Raw genomic sequence first — 18,113 nt, forward strand, 5'->3', positions numbered from 1 at the left:
GTAGCTTGATTCTTAAGATCGTAGCGATTATTTTATGTTACCTGCTGGGCTCAGTGAGCTTTAGTGTACTGCTAGCGAAGATTCTTAAAGGGATCGATATTCGTCAGCACGGCAGCGGAAACGCCGGAGCAACGAATACGCTCCGCGTTCTCGGTAAAGGTCCAGCTATTCTTGTACTAGTACTCGACGTTCTAAAGGGTGTTGCAGCTGTTTGGATTGGTAAGTGGCTTGGTGGGGACAATGTATGGATGCCTGGATTATGCGGAATTGCAGCGATAGCTGGACATAATTGGCCTTTATATTTCCGTTTTCGTGGTGGCAAAGGCATAGCAACTGCTATTGGTGTGTTGGTGTCGCTATGTTTCCTACCGGCTCTGTATGCAGGAATTATTGCGATTCTATCTATCGTATTTACTCGCTATGTATCGCTGGGATCGCTCATTTTTGTAGTGTTGACACCTGTTTTCATCATGATCATGAATTTTCCTTGGTCTGTATTCTGGACAAGCCTGATCATATGCATTTTTGCTATTTGGCGTCACCGCACTAACATTGAGAAACTTGTGCAGGGACGGGAAAACAAACTTGGATCTGGTGGTAGCAGAAAAGGGGGGAAACGCGTTGTCTGACAAGGTGGCTGTTTTGGTCGCTGGCAGTTGGGGAACGGCCCTAGCCAGTGTGCTGGCTTATAACAAACTAGAAGTGGTTGTATGGACGCGTGGTGCAGAACAGGCTAGAGAAATTAACGAGGAGCATACGAACAACCGTTATTTACCGGGTGTTGAGTTATCGCATCGTTTACGAGCAACAACCGATATGAGCGATGCGGTTGCTAATGCAACTGCAGTATTGATTGTTGCTCCCTCATCGGCTATGCGCGAAGTTTCCAAGCAACTCAAGACCTACTGGACTGAAGAAATGCTAATCATTCATGCAACAAAAGGTTTTGAGACAGAATCTTTGAAACGAATGTCTACCGTCATCTCTGAAGAGCTTGGGTGTAATGAAGGGGATATCGTTGTTCTTTCGGGTCCGAGCCATGCCGAGGAAGTGATTAGGAAGTGTCCTACAACTGTCGTGGTGGCTTCTTCGAGTGGTAGAGCTGCAGCAGCACAAGATTTGTTCATGAACGCTTATTTCCGCGTTTATACAAACCGAGATATGATTGGTGTGGAACTAGCAGGTGCTCTGAAGAACATCATTGCACTTGGTGCGGGCATGTCAGATGGATTGGGCTTTGGAGATAACGCCAAAGCAGCACTGTTAACACGTGGTCTTGCCGAAATCTCTCGTATAGGTGTGGAGATGGGGGCGAATCCTCTAACCTTTGCTGGTCTTGCAGGGATTGGTGACTTAGTTGTAACAGCAACGAGCCGGCATAGTCGTAACTGGCGCGCAGGATCACTCCTAGGTCAAGGTAAGGGACTGGATGAAGTATTGGAGTCGATGGGCATGGTTGTAGAAGGAATTCGTACGACCAAGGCGGCATATGCGATCTCTGATAAGCTTGGTGTTCAGATGCCGATCGTTAATCAGCTATATCATGTGTTGTTTGAGGATAGAGATCCGAGGGTTGCAGTTGAAGCCCTTATGGGTCGTGATCCAAAGACAGAAATGGAAATGATGCCTCAAGAAATATGGGAGCAGTGGCATACCTAGCTTATTCACCATTCAACCTTCTACCTCATATATTGATGTGAGGATTGCTGGAGGAGGGGTGGAAATGAGCAAAAACTTTCCCAAAGATGTACTGAACGCTATCAATAAAAAAAGCGGCAAACAGATATCATCAGGGGCTGTCAAGAAGCTAGCTGGAACGGTTAAGCCGTCTACGATGCAGAACGAAGCCCAGCTCCGTCAACTGATTAAGCAAGTATCAGCTATGGCTAATGTGCCAGTTAGCGAAGAGACCGTTCAAGAAATTGTCAGTGCCGTTAAGAAAAGCGGTATGAATCCAAGCAACATGGAAGCATTGATGAAGATGATGATGAACAAGTAGGACATTATCTGTCCTGCAATTAGAACAAAAGGTGTATTCCTTCTTGGAATACGATCTTTTGTTCTTTTTTTTGATGTGAGAGATAGATGAATTCGTGATATAATGGGTTGAAATATTTTGTCGATAGATTGGAGCGGGTTGTCGTATGGATCCAATGCAAAAAATGTGGTTGTCTATGATTGCTTTGTTGATTATGGGAGTATCTGTCGTCATAGTGACCTTTGCTCGAAGTAAGACGAAAGGTGCTATACGGATGGGGTTATCCACCGTTGCTTTTTTCATGATGATCATTGGGTTTATTGCTGGGCTAGCCTCTATCACCTAGTTGACTATTCATCAAATTGATCCGTTGTGGTTATAAAGAAGAGGTGGAGCATGATACATAACTTATTGCCCGAAGATTTAAGAAAGTCTCTTATCATGACAGGGAAATCATTGAATAGAACTGATTTATTCTGGCTGTTAGGCGGAAGCTGTGGTCTATTTCTGCAAGGCGTTAATCTGAATAAGGACCCGCGTGACATAGATGTGTATACCGATATCGATGCTGTATCAGCGTTGCATCAGGAACTGGAACTATGGGCGGAGGATGCGCCTCATATCGATGAAGAGGGAATATATAAATCTGTACTAAGTCATTATGAAATTGATGGGTACACGACTGAATTAGTAGGTGGATTTAGGGTTACTTCGCAGGAATCCGTTTATCAAGTTAAGATTAAGGATTTACTCTACGCTTATGCTCCAGAAGTGTCAATAGATGATACAACATTTCGGTTAATGCCACTGTCTCATGAGCTTGTGTTTAACATTTTAAGGAACAGAAGTGAACGGTACGAAGCGATTGCAGAAGTGATAAGGCAGCAACCAGAGAATCATGAAGAGCTATTAAGAAAGATCGTGTCACAGTCTCAATGGAGCTGTTCGCATCTATCCTTAATTAAGCAATTGACGAGAATATCACTATAGAGACTTATTTACAATATCATCCGGAAGGAGTGGATACGGTGGACTATGAAGTTACTTTTCAACCCGAAGGTAAGAAAATAAAGGTTCGCCCGAATACGCATGTTCTGGATGCTGCACGACGGGCTGGAGTGAGGATTCCAACGCGATGCGGTGGTAAGATGGGCTGTCTGATGTGTAGGGTACACATTGGAGATGAAGAGAAGTCTCATTGTATTCCTCCATCAGAAGCAGAGCGTAGAAAGCTTGGTTCGCTTATTGATCAAGGCACAAGGCTATCCTGTCAGACTGTAGTTACAGGTAATCTCGTGGTTGGTGTTCCCGAAGATCCACTTAAAGCTGCGGTTCGTAAGAAACTTGAGGCTGCGAGAAGAGGGGAAGCTGACGATTTTATTTAATGTAGATAAGGATGATGTGAATTGAAGTCGATTTTCTCTAATGATAAGAAGAGGCCGGTAAGAAGAAGTAAAGTTATATTTTCAACTTTCCTTCTCAGTATTTTGACTATTATTATGTCGGGATGTATGTATCAGAGTGAGGCAGAACAGGAGAATACGGTTTCCTATCGTGAAAGCGTGAAGCGTATACAATCAGCAGTTGATGACTTTTATAAAGAACAATCGATTCTTCCCATTATAACGGCAGATGAGCAAGTTCCAAGGTATGAGAAATACAGAATTGACCTTAATAAGCTTAATAAGATGGGCTACATAGACGAAATTCCGAAGACAGCTTTCGAGAACGGCGGCGACGGTTATTTTCTCATTATAAACGAGGAAGAAGATCCAAGTGTTAAAGTGATGGACTTGAATACACAACAAAAGGTGAATGAGGTCCAAATGTCTGTTAATAGGTATAAGACGGCGAATAACGGGGAGCTTCCGAAAGGAACTGAGCTGTATCCTGACTTCTCAACAGTAGATCTAGCCAAGACTGATGCTAAGAATGTGAAGCTGAAAAGTGTATTTTCGGGTCAGGAAGTTACTTTTATGATGGATAACAATGGAATAGTTTATATCGATTATGCCTTTGATATCATGCAAGCCATTCAGAAAGAAGAGTCAGAGCCTACCAAAGATGAAGATTTAAGAATCTATCTTGAGCATGCCTCTTATTTTGTTCCTGTGAAGTCAGTTCCTTATTCCTGGCAGGATAACCAACCTGTAGCTAAATTATAAAACTAGCAAAACCCGCTGAGAAGCGGGTTTTTTGGTGTCTATATTCTGTGAAAATAACTTGTAGGCATATTAGAATGTTTCGGAGCATATCCATAACCGGAAAGCACAGTTCGGGTTTCACTGGGTGCCCGGCGGGTTTTACAAAAAAAAGGACGGACATATCCGGGCAACCGTCATATTTTGATTCCCGGTACATATGATGTTACTAGTCCAAATGCATGTACGAGTTACGCCGCTTTGCCGTTTCCATGTCAATCGGATACCGGCGGCGGACTGCTGGCGGCGTGGTAAAGGCTGCTCAATTGTTGCAATGGCTTTGGCTGTGAGATGGAACACGAAGCGGATGCTCTTAAAGCATTTTTCCTTCGGAGTAATTTGAGGAGGGGATCTCTTTTGGAAAAAGTGGACATTTTTAAGGACATAGCCGAACGAACTGGAGGGGACATATACTTAGGTGTCGTCGGTGCTGTCCGGACGGGAAAATCAACCTTCATCAAGCGGTTCATGGAAACGGTCGTGCTTCCGAACATAACGAACGAAGCTGACCGAGTAAGGGCTGTCGACGAGCTGCCGCAAAGCGCTGCCGGCAAGACGATCATGACAACAGAACCGAAATTTGTACCAAACAATGCGGTGCAGATCAAAGTAACGGAAGGCCTTGAAGTAAATGTACGTCTCGTAGACTGTGTAGGATACGCAGTTGAAGGCGCGAAGGGTTACGAGGATGAGAATGGTCCGCGTATGATTTCTACACCTTGGTTTGAAGAGCCTATTCCTTTTCAAGAGGCTGCAGAAATCGGGACTCGCAAAGTTATTCAAGAACATTCGACGCTCGGTGTTGTTGTGACAACGGATGGCACGATTGCAGAAATTCCACGCAGCTCCTATGTGGAAGCGGAAGAGCGTGTTATTGCTGAGCTTAAGGAAGTAGGTAAGCCGTTTGTTGTCGTCATTAACTCCACTCGTCCAAGAGGGGAGGAAGCACTGCAGCTACGTAGTGAGCTCGCTGCGAAGTATGACATTCCAGTAATGACGTTAAGTGCAGCGACGATGACAGAGGATGATGTGACGGGTGTTCTCCGTGAAGTTCTCTATGAATTCCCAGTACATGAAGTCAATGTTAACTTGCCGAGCTGGGTAATGGTGCTTAACGAAAACCACTGGCTCCGCAGCAACTATGAAAATTCCGTGCGCGACACGGTGAAAGATATTCGCCGTCTGCGTGATGTGGATCGTGTAGTCAGTCAATTCATGGAATATGACTTTATCGATCGCGCTGGACTAAGCGGTATGAACATGGGGCAAGGTGTTGCTGAGATTGATCTCTTTGCACCAGATGAGTTGTATGATCGGATTCTCATGGAAGTGGTTGGCGTAGAGATCAGGGGTAAGGACCATCTGTTACAGCTCATGCAGGAGTTCTCTCATGCGAAACGTGAGTATGACAGGTTTGCTGAAGCACTCGAAATGGTCAAAACAACAGGTTATGGTATTGCCGCGCCATCACTCGCTGAGATGGCACTTGATGAACCAGAATTGATTCGTCAAGGGACTAGGTTCGGCGTTCGATTGAAAGCTACGGCTCCGTCCATTCATATGATCCGTGTGGATGTTGAATCGGAGTTCTCACCAATTATCGGTACAGAGAAGCAGAGCGAAGAATTAGTTCGTTATTTGATGCAGGACTTCGAGAACGATCCTATCAAAATCTGGGAGTCTGATATCTTTGGTCGTTCGCTTCATTCCATCGTACGAGAAGGTATTCAAGGCAAAATTGCTATGATGCCAGATAATGCCCGCTATAAGCTCCAAGAAACGCTAGGGCGTATTATTAACGAGGGTTCAGGCGGATTGATTGCGATTATTCTATAATTCATAGAATCTGAGCTAAGAACAACCATAAGTCGGCTGATGAAGCCGATTTATGGTTGTTTTTTACTGTTTTGAAGGTGAACAGATGTAAAACGCTTGAAATTATGATTTGGCTGTATTACTATAAGTTTGTTCCGCGTCATGCATCAGAATGCAGCGAAGGGTGAAAAATGCCCGGTGTACGTATATTTTGCGGTAAAACGGAAACAGTGAATACCAAGTGAAGTACATCCTTATTAGGGAGGTGAAAGAATGAATAAATCAGATCTGATTACTCAGGTGGCTGAATCCACAGAGCTTTCCAAGAAGGACGCAACTAAAGCGGTTGATGCTGTTTTTGATGCTATTTCACAAGCCCTGCAAAATGGAGATAAAGTCCAATTGGTAGGTTTCGGAAACTTCGAGGTCCGCGAGCGTTCCGCACGTAAAGGCCGTAACCCGCAAACAGGTGAAGAAATCGAAATCCCTTCGAGCAAAATTCCTGCATTTAAACCTGGTAAAGCGCTCAAAGACGGAATCAAATAAAGATTTCTACATAATACCTAAAAAGCAAAGGTCCGTGAATTCGTTCACGGCCTTTTCTTTTCAATAGCATTGGGGGAGAACACGGTTATGGAAGATGTAAAAAACGGTGATTATTTTGTCGTTAAGGCTCTGGAAAATGGAGTTCAGGTGATCGGGTTGACCCGTGGACAGGATACTCGTTTTCACCATACCGAAAAGCTCGACAAAGGTGAGGTTATTATTGCTCAATTCACAGACCATACCTCCGCTGTCAAAATCCGTGGAAAAGCGGAAGTCATGACGAAGCACGGTAAGGTTGAATCAGGTTCTTAAAAGACTGAAGAGACAAAAAAGAAGGGCAGCCACAGGTCAATGCGACCAAGGGGCTGCCCTTCTTGTTATTACACCAATTTCAGATAATCAACGATCGTTAACAAACCAAGATCAAAATTCTCTAAGTTAAAATGCTCGTTAGGTGCATGAAGGTTCTCATCTGGTAACCCGAAGCCCATCATAACGGCGGGAGCATTTAATGTACTTGAAAGCTTCTCCACGATCGGAATAGAACCACCGTCTTTAGTGAATAGTGCGCGAGTTCCGTACACATTCTCAAAAGCATCAGCTGCTTTTTGAAGCATAGGGTGAGAAGGATCGATATTAAAAGCGAACGCTTTTTCCTTAGGTTCAAATGTTAACTTGGCTCCGACAGGTGTATGTGCGTGTAAATGCGCTTCAATGGCATCGAGTACAGCTTGAGGGTCTTGATCAGCGACCAAGCGGCACGTGATTTTTGCATGAGCTTCCTTTGGAATGACAGTCTTACTGCCTTCGCCTTGGAATCCACCGTACACCCCATTTAGCTCGAGTGTTGGACGAGCGCCGACGCGTTCCACGAAGGAGAACCCTTCTTCACCGAACAGCGCTTCCAGATTAAGATCTTTTTTGAGCTGCTCCTCATCAAACTGTTGCTTCGCAAATTCTTCTCGCATCTCAGGAGATAGTTCCTGAACACCATCATAGAATCCATTGACACTTACCCGGCCGTTCTCATCGTGTAGTGAAGCTAGCAGGGTGACCATAGCATGGAGCGCATTAGGTACGCCTCCACCAAATGATCCGGAGTGCAGGTCAGTATTAGCTGTGTCAATCGTTAGCTCCATAGAGCACAGACCACGAAGTCCTGTCGATATAGCAGGTTTACCAGGGGATAGCAGTGAGGTATCAGAAATCAAAATAGCATCGGCTGCTAGCTTGTCCTTGTTCTGCTCCAAAAAAAGCGGCAGGTTAGGACTCGAAACTTCTTCTTCCCCTTCAATACAGAACTTAATGTTGACTGGTAACTCTTTTTCTTGCTTTAAGATTGCTTCCACCGCTTTAACATGAAGAAACAATTGGCCTTTATCATCAGTAGCACCGCGAGCATACAGCTTGCCGTTACGAATAGAAGGTTCAAACGGTGGGGTTTCCCACAAGTGAAGTGGATCTACAGGTTGGACATCGTAGTGGCCATATACCAGCACCGTCGGTTTACCTTCTGCATGCAAGTAATCAGCTGTAATGATTGGATGTCCCTCAGTTGGATGGACCTCCACGTGCTCAAGTCCAGCATCTACTAGCTTATCAGCAAGCCAATTAGCAGCCTTGGTAACGTCACCCTTATGCTCCGATATAGCTGAAATACTTGGAATGGATAACCACTCTTTAAGTTCATTCAGGTGTGTTTCGCGATGTTCAGCAAAATATGCTTTATAATCAACGCTCATAGTTCATAAATCCTCCTTCAAAAATGTAACCAAGATAACAGCATCAGTTTATGCAGTTCTTTATTATTCTATCGCTTATTAAGAAAATACGAAATAACGAACATAAAATCGTTCCATAGTTAACGAAAGGCATAGCTTGCTCTTTTTATTTGTACAATAAGGTATGGGGTTGGCGTAGGTGGATGAAAATAAGTGTAAGGAGGTCTTAACATGAAATTTTTCACGCGTTCTTCTGGATTGTGGGCACCGGTATTTATTACAATCTTATTCCTTGTACTGCTCACTGGACTGCGTTCCGGTATTAGTTCACAGGAACTACGCAGTGTCAGCGCCTTTCAACCTCACTCTGGTACAGAACTATCAGATGAAAATCTTGTGGATGAACTCAGAGCGTTACCTCTTAATCTAAGGATTGGTCAGGCAGATTGGGATAACGGCGCATTGTATCTCGACATGAGAATAGCGGAGGAGCCGTTGTCAATTGAGACACTATACAAGGATCTGGCAACGATTCTTTCTTTCAGCTTTGAGGATAAAATGAATGTCAATCGGCTCTTACTTAGGTTTGAAGCCGTTGACCCTTGGTCGCAATCTCGTTATTTGATACTCGCTGCGAACGCGAGAAGATCTGAATGGGATCACGGCATGTTGGAAGAGTTAAAACAATTGAAGAATGAACCATTTTCCGAGAGATTGGTGCAGGGGCTTCATCTTACATTAACAAATCTCTGGAAGAAGCAGTTCATTCATAGTTGAAAGGGGTAAAATAGTACATGTCAGGCGTTTACGTGCTTGTATGATGTGTTATAATAGATTGGATTATGATCACGACTGGACTAAAGAACATCAAGTGCACGGAGGCTGAGGATGAAACCGTATCGCGTTCCCGAGTTAGCAAGAAAGTATTTAAATTACGACATGATTCAAAAACACACGGAGCTTCCTGTTTTCCCGGATGCTCGCGTTCATTTGTTATACATATTTTTACAACATTCTGGTAGGAATGTATCGGAACGTGATGAGCTGTACGCGCTGGTTACTTCATTGGTTCAGGTAGGACTGGATACACATGAAAGTATTGATACAACAGCTGGGAATCAAGGTGAATCAATGATGCGTGATAGGCAGCTTAAAGTACTAGCAGGCGATTACTACAGCAGCCGGTTTTATAATCTGCTCGCAATGAGCGGGGAGATCGAAGCTATCGCACTGTTAAGCAAAGCTGTTAGTGACGTCAATGTTCTGAAGATGAAATTGTACGGAAAGATGAAAGGCGTGCTTCTGTCAGCAGAAGAATACTTGAAGTACATGGTACAGCTGAACATGCAGCTGTTTCTTTCTTTTACTCCACTGATTGAGCCTTCCATTCAAGGGACCTGGAAGACATTGATGAACGAGTTAACATTGTGCGAGACCATTGAAAGAGAAGTGGATCGCTGTATCTCACCGGATGACGGCAAGCATGGATATGCATTTTGGTACGTTCTTGAACGGGCCAATGAAGAAGAGAAGAAAATGATGATCTTGAAACGGGTAGATTCGAGGGATTGGACAAAACTGATGCTGAAATATAAAACGACGGATGATTTACTCGAAAAATTGCGGAATTCCGTCAAAGCCATTCAATCAGCATTGCCAGTCTTGAACGACGAAGTACCTTCTGCTCAGATTGGTCAGATTCTCGAACCATTTATTCAAAGACTGAGCAGATATCGAGCTGCTGTTAGGGAAGGATAGGTGACTGAGTTGGGGAATGATACGGTGAAGCCTGTAGTGAAGCATGATGAAAGCAATAAACCGAAAGAGGACTATGTTCATTCAGTGTTCGAGAGCATCGCAAGCAAATATGACATGATGAATGATATCAACAGTTTCAGGCAGCACAAATTATGGCGAAAGTTTGCAATGAAGAAGATGAACATCAAACCAGGCAATACAGCCATTGATTTATGCTGCGGTACTTGCGATTGGACGATTAGCATAGCAAATGCAAGTGAAACTGGACACATAGTTGGACTTGATTTCAGTCAAGAGATGTTAAATGTGGGTCGTCAAAAAGTTGAGAAGAATGGCTTAGACAAGCAAATTACACTCGTACAAGGCAATGCGATGAGTCTTCCTTACGAAGATAACTCTTTTGATTATGCGACCATCGGATTCGGTCTTCGTAATGTTCCGGATTACACACAGGTATTAACTGAAATGAAACGAGTTGTAAAGCCAGGAGGAATGGTTGTTTGTCTTGAACTTTCCAAGCCTACATGGCAGCCCTTTAAAGGTTTATATTATTTTTATTTTCAAAATATTATGCCATTAATGAGTAAATTGATTGCGAAGAAATATGAGCAGTACAAATGGTTACCCGAGTCATTGGCACTTTTTCCGGGCAGGAAGGAGCTCGCTGAAGTATTCCGTAGCATCGGGCTGACCCGTGTAGAAGACCATCCCTTGACCGGAGGAATCGTAGCCTTACATATTGGGATCAAGGAGAATCAGGATGTTTAAAAAAATAGGCACATATCTTGAAATGATAAAAGTGGAGCATACCTTATTCGCTCTGCCTTTTGCGTTTATGGGAGCGATACTGGGATCCGTGGTCGTATTCAATCACTTACCTTCATGGGGAGACATTGGATGGATCTTTCTTGCTATGTTTGGAGCTCGGAGTGCTGCATTTGGCTTAAACCGTCTAACGGACCAATACATTGATGCGAAGAACCCACGTACCGTTGGACGTGCGATTCCTGCAGGTTTACTCAAGCCGATTGAAGTTATACTTTTTATTATCTTATCGTTTGGCGTATTCTTCTGGGCCACGGCTGAACTGGACTCATTTGCATTTCGATTACTTCCTATTGCTATTTTTATGCTTATTTTTTATTCCTATACAAAACGCTTCACATGGCTTTGTCATGTAGTTTTAGGACTCACGACCGCACTTGCACCTCTAGGAGGATGGGTGGCTGTCACAGGGCAAGTGGATTATAAAGCGTTCATCTTCTATATCGCACTTGCATTCTGGACTGCAGGTTTTGATGTGATCTATGCTTGTCAGGATCAAGATTTTGATAGTGATGAAGGACTGTACTCTATTCCTTCGCGATTCGGGTTGAATAAGGCACTGTGGTTCGCTCGTGGGTTTCATGTCATAACAGCAGCCGGTTTTATTATCTTGTTCGTCGTGACACCTCTCAGCTGGTGGTACTTGATGGGGATGATTATTGCGTGTGGTATCTTATTTTATCAACATTACATTTTATCACCTAGAGATATGAGCAAGCTTCAGACGGCATTTTTTACGATGAACAGCACTTTAAGCATTGTATTATTTGCGTTTACTTTGGTTGATCTGGTGGTGAAATACCTTTAATGGATACAAACCGGAGAAAAAGCTGGGTTGTAGGTATTACGGGGGCGAGTGGGAGTATTTATGGTGTGCGTTTGACTGAATGTTTATTAAAATTAGGTTTTGACGTACACTTGATTATTACGAATGCAGGCTGGCGTGTGCTGAAAGAGGAGTTGGACTGGCAGGCAAGCAATCGTGAGGCTATTCTTGAAGAGAAGTTTGGTGATATGGGAGGTAGCGTTCATTATCATCCGATCTCCGATATCGGTGCGAGTATTGCCAGTGGCTCGTATCTTGTGGAAGGCATGGTTATTATGCCGTGTTCGATGGGAACATTATCGTCAGTAGCTCACGGATCATCAGATAACTTAATGGCACGAGCTGCCGATGTTATGCTGAAAGAAGGAAGAACTTTAGTACTTGTACCTAGAGAAACACCTTTGCATGCGATCCATTTGGAAAATATGCTGAAGCTTACTCAACTAGGTGTTAAGATGATTCCTGCGATGCCTGCCTTCTATTTTAAACCGCAAAGCTTGGATGATATTGTGAATTTTCTAGTGGGGAAAGTACTGGATAATCTTCGAATCGAACATCAATTGTTTAAAAGATGGGGTGACTAGCATGCCGGGATCAGACATGAAGACCGTGATCGGCAAGATCAGTTATACCAATGCTTGGCCTTTATTTTATTATGTGGATCCAGAATCTCTACGTACACCAGCTCATGTGGTGGTTGAGGTACCGGCCATTCTAAATGAAGGTATGAAAAAAGGGGATATCCACATTGGTGCTTTATCCTCTTTTGCATATGCTGAGGCAGCGGATAAATTGCAACTGCTACCAGATTTATCAGTAAGTTCTGATGGAGCAGTGAAATCGATTTTATTGTTCTCCCGTGAACCAGTGGAAACACTGAAGAACGGTACGATTGCGTTGACCAACACTTCAGCGACATCGGTTAATCTTCTTAAGATATTAATGCAAAAAGCGCTCGGCGGAGCTCCTGAATATATAACGATGGAGCCTGAACTGGAAGAAATGATGGAAAATGCTGACGCAGCTCTGCTGATCGGCGATAATGCCATTAGAGCTTCTTGGTATAACCAAGGTAAATATCATGTGACCGATTTAGGTGCATGGTGGAAGGAATGGACAGGGTGTAGCATGACGTTTGCCGTCTGGGCAGTTAATCGTGATGCGGCTTCTAATAATCCTGAAGCTATGGCTGAAATCGCACGCATGTTCATGGATAGTAAACGACGGAGCTTAAAGGACCTTAGTCCGATTGTAAGTGAAGCAATAAGCAGAATTGGTGGTACAGAATCATATTGGCAGAGGTATTTTAGCAACTTGTGTTATGATTTTGATGAGCGACAGCAGAAGGGCCTTCGCTTATATTTCAAATATGCTTATGAGCTTGGTTTGCTACAACATGATGTGATACCGGAACTTTGGAGAGATAATATTCGGATGCAGGTGAAAGAATGAAACGACTGGACATTTTCGGAGCACTAAAGAAAGATATGGATGTAATTGAAAAAGAGCTTTATCGCAGCATAGAAGGTGATGATTCACAGTTGACTGAGACCTCGTTACATCTTCTTAAGGCAGGCGGTAAACGTCTTCGTCCAGTCTTTGTGCTGATGGGCGGCAAATTTGGTAATTATGACATCGAAAAGCTTAAATATATTGCCGTTCCTCTGGAATTGATTCACAGTGCTTCACTTGTGCATGACGATGTCATTGATGATGCAGAAACGAGAAGAGGCAAGCCAACGGTTAAGTCCAAGTGGGACAATCGAATAGCCATGTATACCGGTGACTATATTTACGGTAAGGCGCTCTTGCTAACTACGAAATTAAGGAACCCCGAAATTCATCGCATCTTATCCAAAGCCATGATTGAGATGACAATCGGCGAGATGGAGCAGATCCGCGATTTTTTCAACACAGAGCAAGACGTTAGACGTTATCTTTTGCGAATTCGCCGTAAAACGTCACTTTTAATCGCAATCAGTTGTCAGCTGGGTGCTATCGCATCTGATGCAGATCGCAATATTGCTAGTAGTATGTATCGATTTGGGTATAATGTAGGCATGGCCTTTCAAATTCAAGATGATCTTCTCGATTTATGCGGAACAGAGAAACAGATTGGTAAACCGCCAGGCAGTGACATGCGTCAAGGGAATATAACGCTTCCTGTCATTTATGCCCTTCAGGAGCCAGATTTGAGACAATCATTGCTTGAAGAAATAGAACGGATTCATTCATTGAATGGACAGTGTGATGTTAGTAAGGCAGTAGAAATGATCAAATCCAGTTCAGGAATTGCTCGTTCTGAGGAGCTAGCGGATCGTTATATTCAGAAGGCGCTTCATGCGCTTGATACATTACCGGATATTAAGACTAAAAAGCAATTAAAAGATATTGCGAACTTTATTACAAAGCGTTCATATTAAACTGCAATTGAAGGCCTCACTGTTAAACTTACGTTGAAGAATGTAACATCACATGTATGAAAATGGAGCGTGATGAAACCAATGGAACGTACTTTTTTGATGGTTAAACCGGATGGTGTTCAGCGGGGGTTGATCGGAAGGATCGTCACTCGACTGGAAGACAAGGGATTTAAACTTGTGGCAGGCAAATTTCTACAGATTACAGATGAGCAAGCAAAACGCCATTATGCAGAGCATGAGGGCAAAGATTTCTTTGGTAATTTAGTAGGCTTTATTACTTCCGGACCTGTATTCGCTATGGTGTGGGAGGGAGATGAGATTATCACCTTATCTCGCATGGTTATCGGAAAGACGAATGTAAAGGAAGCATTGCCAGGAACAATTCGAGGTGATTTTGCATCTCATACACCTCATAACTTAATTCACGGTTCGGATTCACCAGAAAGTGCGGCACGTGAGATTGCTAACTTCTTTAGCCCAAATGAATTGGTGCAATATGAGAAGAGCATCTCTCCTTGGAACTAAAATTCTTATTTAATACAGGATGGTACAATGAAGGAATATGAACAAATAGTACAAGACCAAGATTATATTGGCTTTATTCGAAGTATAGAATCGAGTACAGGAATTAATCTTGCGGATTATAAAGAAGCTCAAATGAAGCGGAGACTCACCACCCTACGTCAGAAATATGGGTATCATACCTTCGCTTCTTTTTACGAAGGTATGATGAAGGAAAAGTCTCTGTTACAAGAATTTCTAGATCGGATGACGATCAATGTATCGGAGTTTTGGCGTAATCCGAATCGGTGGGAGGTTCTGCGTGATAAGGTCTTGCCTGAGTTAAATGGTACAGGCTTTAAACGTCTAAAATTGTGGAGCGCTGCTTGTTCGACAGGAGAAGAACCTTATACGCTTGCGATGATTTTAGCTGAACAAAACTTACTCGCATCGAGTACAATTCTTGCAACGGATATCGATGATGGAGCACTTGCCAAAGCTAAGCAAGGGCTGTACTTGGAAAGATCGTTAAAAGATGTACCGAGTACTGTTGCTGCTAAATACTTTACGGAAGAAGGAGCCTTCTACCGATTTAGTGAACAACTGAAAAAGGAAGTCAAGTTTCAGAAGCAAAATTTATTGACGGATCGATTCGATACAGGCTTTGACTTAATTGTATGTCGAAACGTAATGATCTATTTTACTGAAGAAGCAAAAGACAAGTTATATCAGAAGTTTGCTACGAGTTTAAGACCTGGGGGCATTCTCTTTGTAGGCAGTACGGAACAGATCTTTAATCCTGGCCAATATGGCCTGGAGTCCGCTGAAACTTTCTTTTATCGCAAACTTAGAGATTAATCTGTTTTGAATAAATATGGCCATTATATCTGATACTATGAATTGATGATTTATATTCAATCGGAGGTCAGTCATGGATAAACGAAAGGTAATTACCGCGTATCAGCGCGGATTGTTCAGTGTGCAGGAATGCGGTCAAATTCTTGGCCTTGAAAGCTTTCAGATTAATGCACTATTGGATCCGCAGCAGACTTTAGGGCATGGTCCTTGGAAGAGACCAGTACGTCATTTGAAATAGCTATACGTAAAGTGCACTTCTCATCCGTTGATGGGGAGTGCTTTTTGGTATGTCCAATTTCTTGTCAAAGCGGAATAGCTATACTATAATGAGCAGAAGATATTTACGGATTTTAGTGATTCAACGTCCTAAAAGTTTAAAGGGGGAACGCATCATGAGTTTACGCTTTTTGACCGCGGGTGAGACGCACGGTCCTCAACTCACGGCAATCATTGAAGGACTACCAAGCAACCTAAAGATTGATTTTGAAGCACTGAATTTTCAGTTGCAGCGGAGACAGAAAGGATACGGTCGTGGCCGCCGCATGCAAATTGAGAAGGATACAGCGCAAATCCTTGGAGGGGTTCGTCATGGATACACGACGGGAGCACCGGTTGCACTCGTTGTTGAGAATAAAGATTGGACGCATTGGCGTAACATCATGAACATTGAGCCGATTGAAGGAACAGATGAGGAGAAAAGACGTGTTCATCGTCCCCGTCCAGGACATGCGGATTTGAACGGTGGTCTAAAATATAATCTTACAGACCTTCGGAATGTACTTGAGCGTTCTAGTGCACGTGAAACAACGGTTCGGGTTGCGTGTGGTGCAATTGCTCGTCAATTTTTGGAGCAGTTTGGCATCAAAGTAGCAGGTCAAGTTATTCGCATTGGGGAAATCGAAGCACCTCCTCACCATCTATCCATCGATGAGTTGATTGCTCTCACAGAGGAATCATCCGTTCGTGTGGTGGATAAAGAGACCGAGAAGAAGATGGAAGAATACATAGATTTAATTAAGAAAGAAGGCGACTCCATCGGTGGGGTTGTAGAGTGTATTATTGAAGGTCTTCCTGTCGGACTTGGAAGTCATGTACAGTATGATCGTAAGCTCGATGGAAGAATCGCTCAAGGTGTAATGTCGATCAATGCTTTCAAAGGTGTTGAAGTAGGCATCGGATTCGAAGCAGGTGAATTAAGAGGCTCTCAAGTTCATGATGAGATTCTGTATACTGAGGAGCGAGGATATCACCGTGCAACGAATCGATTAGGTGGTTTTGAGGGAGGGATGACGAATGGAATGCCAATCGTCGTTCGTGGTGTCATGAAGCCGATCCCAACGCTTTACAAGCCACTGCAAAGTGTAGATATTGATACGAAGGAAGCATTTACAGCTCAAGTTGAGCGTTCGGATGCATGTGCAGTTCCAGCTGCAAGCGTAGTTATGGAACATGTAGTAACTTGGGAAGTCGCTAAGGCATTTTTGGAGAAGTTCGGTGGCGATTCCATGGAAGAGATTCATGCGAATTATAGAAATTATCTTGCTCAATTGGAGAATTATTAAGTATGAGAACATTACAGGTAGAACTAGGCGATCGTTCTTATCCTATATATATCGGGTCAGGATTACTTCAAAAGATTGGAGAATTGAGTCTCCAGCATGGCATTAAAGCGCAAAGCCCTCATTTGATTGTAACCGATGAATCCGTAGCCCCGCATTATTTGAAAAAAGTAGAAACACTGATGGCTGAGGCTGGATATGTAACTGTATCTCATGTGGTGCCGTCAGGCGAGACCTCTAAATCATTAACTGTATTTGAACAGGTAATGACTACAGCTATTGAAGGTAAGTTGGACCGTAACTCTGCTGTTTTCGCTCTAGGAGGCGGCGTGGTTGGAGATCTTGCTGGATTTGTCGCCGCTTCATATATGAGAGGTGTTACCTTTGTTCAGCTGCCTACAACAATTCTTGCTCATGATAGTAGTGTTGGGGGTAAGGTTGCCGTAAATCATCCACTCGCTAAAAATATGATCGGTGCATTTCATCAGCCTGTGATGGTTTTGTACGATGTTGATACACTGTCTACACTTCCAGCAAGAGAAGTGTCCGCTGGTTTCTCTGAAATGGTAAAACACGGACTTATTCTTGACGAGGAGTTCGCTTATTGGTGTAGAGACAATGCCGCAGACTTACTCTCACTGGATAAAGAGAAACTCGCCTACGGTCTGGAACGTGGTTGTGCAATTAAAGCGGATGTTGTTTCACAGGATGAGAGGGAGGGTGGACTTCGAGCCATCTTAAACCTAGGTCATACGATTGGACACGCGATTGAGGCTGTAGGTGGATATGGTCGCTTTTTACATGGTGAGGCGATTTCAATTGGTATGGTTGGTTCTGCGATGCTTGCTGAATCGTTAGGTAGAGGGAGCCAGATTTTGCAGGAAACGAAGAAAATGCTTAGTGCTCTGAATTTACCTATTGAACTACCGGCTGATCTTTCTGTAGATGAGATTATGGATGCAATGCAGCATGACAAGAAGTTTACTGAGGGACGCATGGTATTTATTGTTCCAGATCGAATCGGAAAAGTGAGCATTGTGAAAGATGTATCCGTGGAATCCGTTCGTTCGATCGTTGAACAGCTTAAAAAGGAGAGATAACG

The 18,113-nt window shown here is 43.4% G+C and carries 23 protein-coding genes; 22 read left to right on the top strand and 1 reads right to left on the bottom strand.

What is annotated here, in order from left to right:
• The first annotated feature begins 5 nt into the window (after positions 1-5).
• From plsY to mtrB, 10 genes are all read left to right on the top strand, one after another.
• A complete protein-coding gene (gene plsY, locus ACK8P5_RS09965; protein ID WP_422660784.1) occupies positions 6-629 on the top strand; it encodes a glycerol-3-phosphate 1-O-acyltransferase PlsY in 624 nt (207 codons plus the stop codon).
• The gene (locus ACK8P5_RS09970; protein ID WP_422660785.1) at positions 622-1,659 is read left to right on the top strand and encodes an NAD(P)H-dependent glycerol-3-phosphate dehydrogenase; all 1,038 of its coding nucleotides are present in this window, start codon (positions 622-624) and stop codon (positions 1,657-1,659) included. The genes plsY and ACK8P5_RS09970 overlap by 8 nt, the downstream gene beginning before the upstream one ends.
• Before the next feature lie 64 nt (positions 1,660-1,723).
• Positions 1,724-1,999, top strand: coding sequence for a stage VI sporulation protein F (locus ACK8P5_RS09975; protein WP_422660786.1), 276 nt, complete (start codon positions 1,724-1,726; stop codon positions 1,997-1,999).
• A 145-nt stretch (positions 2,000-2,144) separates the two neighbouring features.
• A complete protein-coding gene (locus tag ACK8P5_RS09980; RefSeq protein ID WP_422660787.1) occupies positions 2,145-2,324 on the top strand; it encodes a DUF2768 family protein in 180 nt (59 codons plus the stop codon).
• Positions 2,325-2,374: 50 nt separating this feature from the next.
• Complete coding sequence (locus tag ACK8P5_RS09985) at positions 2,375-2,968, top strand: hypothetical protein (protein ID WP_422660788.1); 594 nt, start codon at positions 2,375-2,377, stop codon at positions 2,966-2,968.
• A 38-nt stretch (positions 2,969-3,006) separates the two neighbouring features.
• Positions 3,007-3,363, top strand: a complete 357-nt coding sequence (locus ACK8P5_RS09990; RefSeq protein WP_422660789.1) for a 2Fe-2S iron-sulfur cluster-binding protein — start codon at positions 3,007-3,009, stop codon at positions 3,361-3,363.
• A gap of 102 nt (positions 3,364-3,465) precedes the next feature.
• A complete protein-coding gene (locus ACK8P5_RS09995; protein WP_422660790.1) occupies positions 3,466-4,143 on the top strand; it encodes a DUF3939 domain-containing protein in 678 nt (225 codons plus the stop codon).
• A gap of 393 nt (positions 4,144-4,536) precedes the next feature.
• Entirely contained in the window at positions 4,537-6,015 is a 1,479-nt protein-coding gene (spoIVA, locus tag ACK8P5_RS10000; protein WP_422660791.1) for a stage IV sporulation protein A, read from the top strand.
• Between the two features lie 252 nt (positions 6,016-6,267).
• Positions 6,268-6,540, top strand: a complete 273-nt coding sequence (locus ACK8P5_RS10005; protein WP_379250805.1) for an HU family DNA-binding protein — start codon at positions 6,268-6,270, stop codon at positions 6,538-6,540.
• A gap of 87 nt (positions 6,541-6,627) precedes the next feature.
• A complete protein-coding gene (gene mtrB / locus ACK8P5_RS10010) occupies positions 6,628-6,852 on the top strand; it encodes a trp RNA-binding attenuation protein MtrB (RefSeq protein ID WP_422660792.1) in 225 nt (74 codons plus the stop codon).
• A gap of 68 nt (positions 6,853-6,920) precedes the next feature.
• Here mtrB and ACK8P5_RS10015 read toward each other — a convergent pair whose 3' ends face one another.
• Positions 6,921-8,282 carry a dipeptidase gene (locus tag ACK8P5_RS10015; protein WP_422660793.1) on the bottom strand — a complete coding sequence of 454 codons (1,362 nt, stop codon included), beginning with the start codon at positions 8,280-8,282 and terminating at the stop codon, positions 6,921-6,923.
• A gap of 210 nt (positions 8,283-8,492) precedes the next feature.
• Between ACK8P5_RS10015 and ACK8P5_RS10020 the strand changes: the two genes are divergently transcribed.
• From ACK8P5_RS10020 to aroB, 12 genes are all read left to right on the top strand, one after another.
• On the top strand, positions 8,493-9,038 hold the full coding sequence (locus ACK8P5_RS10020; protein ID WP_422660794.1) for a hypothetical protein: 546 nt from the start codon (positions 8,493-8,495) through the stop codon (positions 9,036-9,038).
• Between the two features lie 111 nt (positions 9,039-9,149).
• Positions 9,150-10,019: a heptaprenyl diphosphate synthase component 1 gene (locus ACK8P5_RS10025; RefSeq protein ID WP_422660795.1), complete on the top strand. Its 870-nt coding sequence runs from the start codon at positions 9,150-9,152 to the stop codon at positions 10,017-10,019.
• 9 nt (positions 10,020-10,028) lie between these two features.
• On the top strand, positions 10,029-10,787 hold the full coding sequence (locus ACK8P5_RS10030) for a demethylmenaquinone methyltransferase (RefSeq protein ID WP_422661430.1): 759 nt from the start codon (positions 10,029-10,031) through the stop codon (positions 10,785-10,787).
• Positions 10,780-11,652, top strand: coding sequence for a UbiA-like polyprenyltransferase (locus tag ACK8P5_RS10035; protein ID WP_422660796.1), 873 nt, complete (start codon positions 10,780-10,782; stop codon positions 11,650-11,652). Before ACK8P5_RS10030 ends, ACK8P5_RS10035 begins: the two co-directional genes overlap by 8 nt.
• A complete protein-coding gene (locus tag ACK8P5_RS10040; protein ID WP_422660797.1) occupies positions 11,652-12,254 on the top strand; it encodes a UbiX family flavin prenyltransferase in 603 nt (200 codons plus the stop codon). Before ACK8P5_RS10035 ends, ACK8P5_RS10040 begins: the two co-directional genes overlap by 1 nt.
• Before the next feature lies 1 nt (position 12,255).
• On the top strand, positions 12,256-13,122 hold the full coding sequence (locus tag ACK8P5_RS10045; protein ID WP_422660798.1) for a menaquinone biosynthesis protein: 867 nt from the start codon (positions 12,256-12,258) through the stop codon (positions 13,120-13,122).
• Positions 13,119-14,093 carry a polyprenyl synthetase family protein gene (locus ACK8P5_RS10050; RefSeq protein ID WP_422660799.1) on the top strand — a complete coding sequence of 325 codons (975 nt, stop codon included), beginning with the start codon at positions 13,119-13,121 and terminating at the stop codon, positions 14,091-14,093. The genes ACK8P5_RS10045 and ACK8P5_RS10050 overlap by 4 nt, the downstream gene beginning before the upstream one ends.
• Positions 14,094-14,174: 81 nt before the next feature.
• A complete protein-coding gene (gene ndk, locus ACK8P5_RS10055) occupies positions 14,175-14,618 on the top strand; it encodes a nucleoside-diphosphate kinase (RefSeq protein ID WP_422660800.1) in 444 nt (147 codons plus the stop codon).
• A 27-nt stretch (positions 14,619-14,645) separates the two neighbouring features.
• Positions 14,646-15,452 carry a CheR family methyltransferase gene (locus ACK8P5_RS10060; protein ID WP_422660801.1) on the top strand — a complete coding sequence of 269 codons (807 nt, stop codon included), beginning with the start codon at positions 14,646-14,648 and terminating at the stop codon, positions 15,450-15,452.
• Between the two features lie 73 nt (positions 15,453-15,525).
• Positions 15,526-15,690, top strand: a complete 165-nt coding sequence (locus tag ACK8P5_RS10065) for a hypothetical protein (RefSeq protein WP_422660802.1) — start codon at positions 15,526-15,528, stop codon at positions 15,688-15,690.
• Positions 15,691-15,844: 154 nt separating this feature from the next.
• Entirely contained in the window at positions 15,845-17,014 is a 1,170-nt protein-coding gene (aroC, locus tag ACK8P5_RS10070) for a chorismate synthase (protein WP_422660803.1), read from the top strand.
• A gap of 2 nt (positions 17,015-17,016) precedes the next feature.
• Positions 17,017-18,111, top strand: coding sequence for a 3-dehydroquinate synthase (gene aroB, locus ACK8P5_RS10075; RefSeq protein ID WP_422660804.1), 1,095 nt, complete (start codon positions 17,017-17,019; stop codon positions 18,109-18,111).
• The last annotated feature ends 2 nt before the right edge of the window (positions 18,112-18,113 follow it).

The organism is Paenibacillus sp. EC2-1 (genome assembly GCF_049311625.1).
GTDB lineage: Bacteria > Bacillota > Bacilli > Paenibacillales > Paenibacillaceae > Paenibacillus_AQ.

Bases quoted from the DNA above. Each gene is read 5' to 3' on its own strand.
- ACK8P5_RS09975 (WP_422660786.1), top strand. From the start codon at position 1,724: ATGAGCAAAAACTTTCCCAAAGATGTACTGAACGCTATCAATAAAAAA.
- ACK8P5_RS09980 (WP_422660787.1), top strand. From the start codon at position 2,145: ATGGATCCAATGCAAAAAATGTGGTTGTCTATGATTGCTTTGTTGATT.
- ACK8P5_RS09985 (WP_422660788.1), top strand. From the start codon at position 2,375: ATGATACATAACTTATTGCCCGAAGATTTAAGAAAGTCTCTTATCATG.
- ACK8P5_RS10005 (WP_379250805.1), top strand. From the start codon at position 6,268: ATGAATAAATCAGATCTGATTACTCAGGTGGCTGAATCCACAGAGCTT.
- mtrB (WP_422660792.1), top strand. From the start codon at position 6,628: ATGGAAGATGTAAAAAACGGTGATTATTTTGTCGTTAAGGCTCTGGAA.
- ACK8P5_RS10015 (WP_422660793.1), bottom strand. From the start codon at position 8,282: ATGAGCGTTGATTATAAAGCATATTTTGCTGAACATCGCGAAACACAC.
- ACK8P5_RS10020 (WP_422660794.1), top strand. From the start codon at position 8,493: ATGAAATTTTTCACGCGTTCTTCTGGATTGTGGGCACCGGTATTTATT.
- ACK8P5_RS10025 (WP_422660795.1), top strand. From the start codon at position 9,150: ATGAAACCGTATCGCGTTCCCGAGTTAGCAAGAAAGTATTTAAATTAC.
- ACK8P5_RS10035 (WP_422660796.1), top strand. From the start codon at position 10,780: ATGTTTAAAAAAATAGGCACATATCTTGAAATGATAAAAGTGGAGCAT.
- ACK8P5_RS10040 (WP_422660797.1), top strand. From the start codon at position 11,652: ATGGATACAAACCGGAGAAAAAGCTGGGTTGTAGGTATTACGGGGGCG.
- ACK8P5_RS10045 (WP_422660798.1), top strand. From the start codon at position 12,256: ATGCCGGGATCAGACATGAAGACCGTGATCGGCAAGATCAGTTATACC.
- ACK8P5_RS10050 (WP_422660799.1), top strand. From the start codon at position 13,119: ATGAAACGACTGGACATTTTCGGAGCACTAAAGAAAGATATGGATGTA.
- ndk (WP_422660800.1), top strand. From the start codon at position 14,175: ATGGAACGTACTTTTTTGATGGTTAAACCGGATGGTGTTCAGCGGGGG.
- ACK8P5_RS10060 (WP_422660801.1), top strand. From the start codon at position 14,646: ATGAAGGAATATGAACAAATAGTACAAGACCAAGATTATATTGGCTTT.
- ACK8P5_RS10065 (WP_422660802.1), top strand. From the start codon at position 15,526: ATGGATAAACGAAAGGTAATTACCGCGTATCAGCGCGGATTGTTCAGT.
- aroC (WP_422660803.1), top strand. From the start codon at position 15,845: ATGAGTTTACGCTTTTTGACCGCGGGTGAGACGCACGGTCCTCAACTC.
- aroB (WP_422660804.1), top strand. From the start codon at position 17,017: ATGAGAACATTACAGGTAGAACTAGGCGATCGTTCTTATCCTATATAT.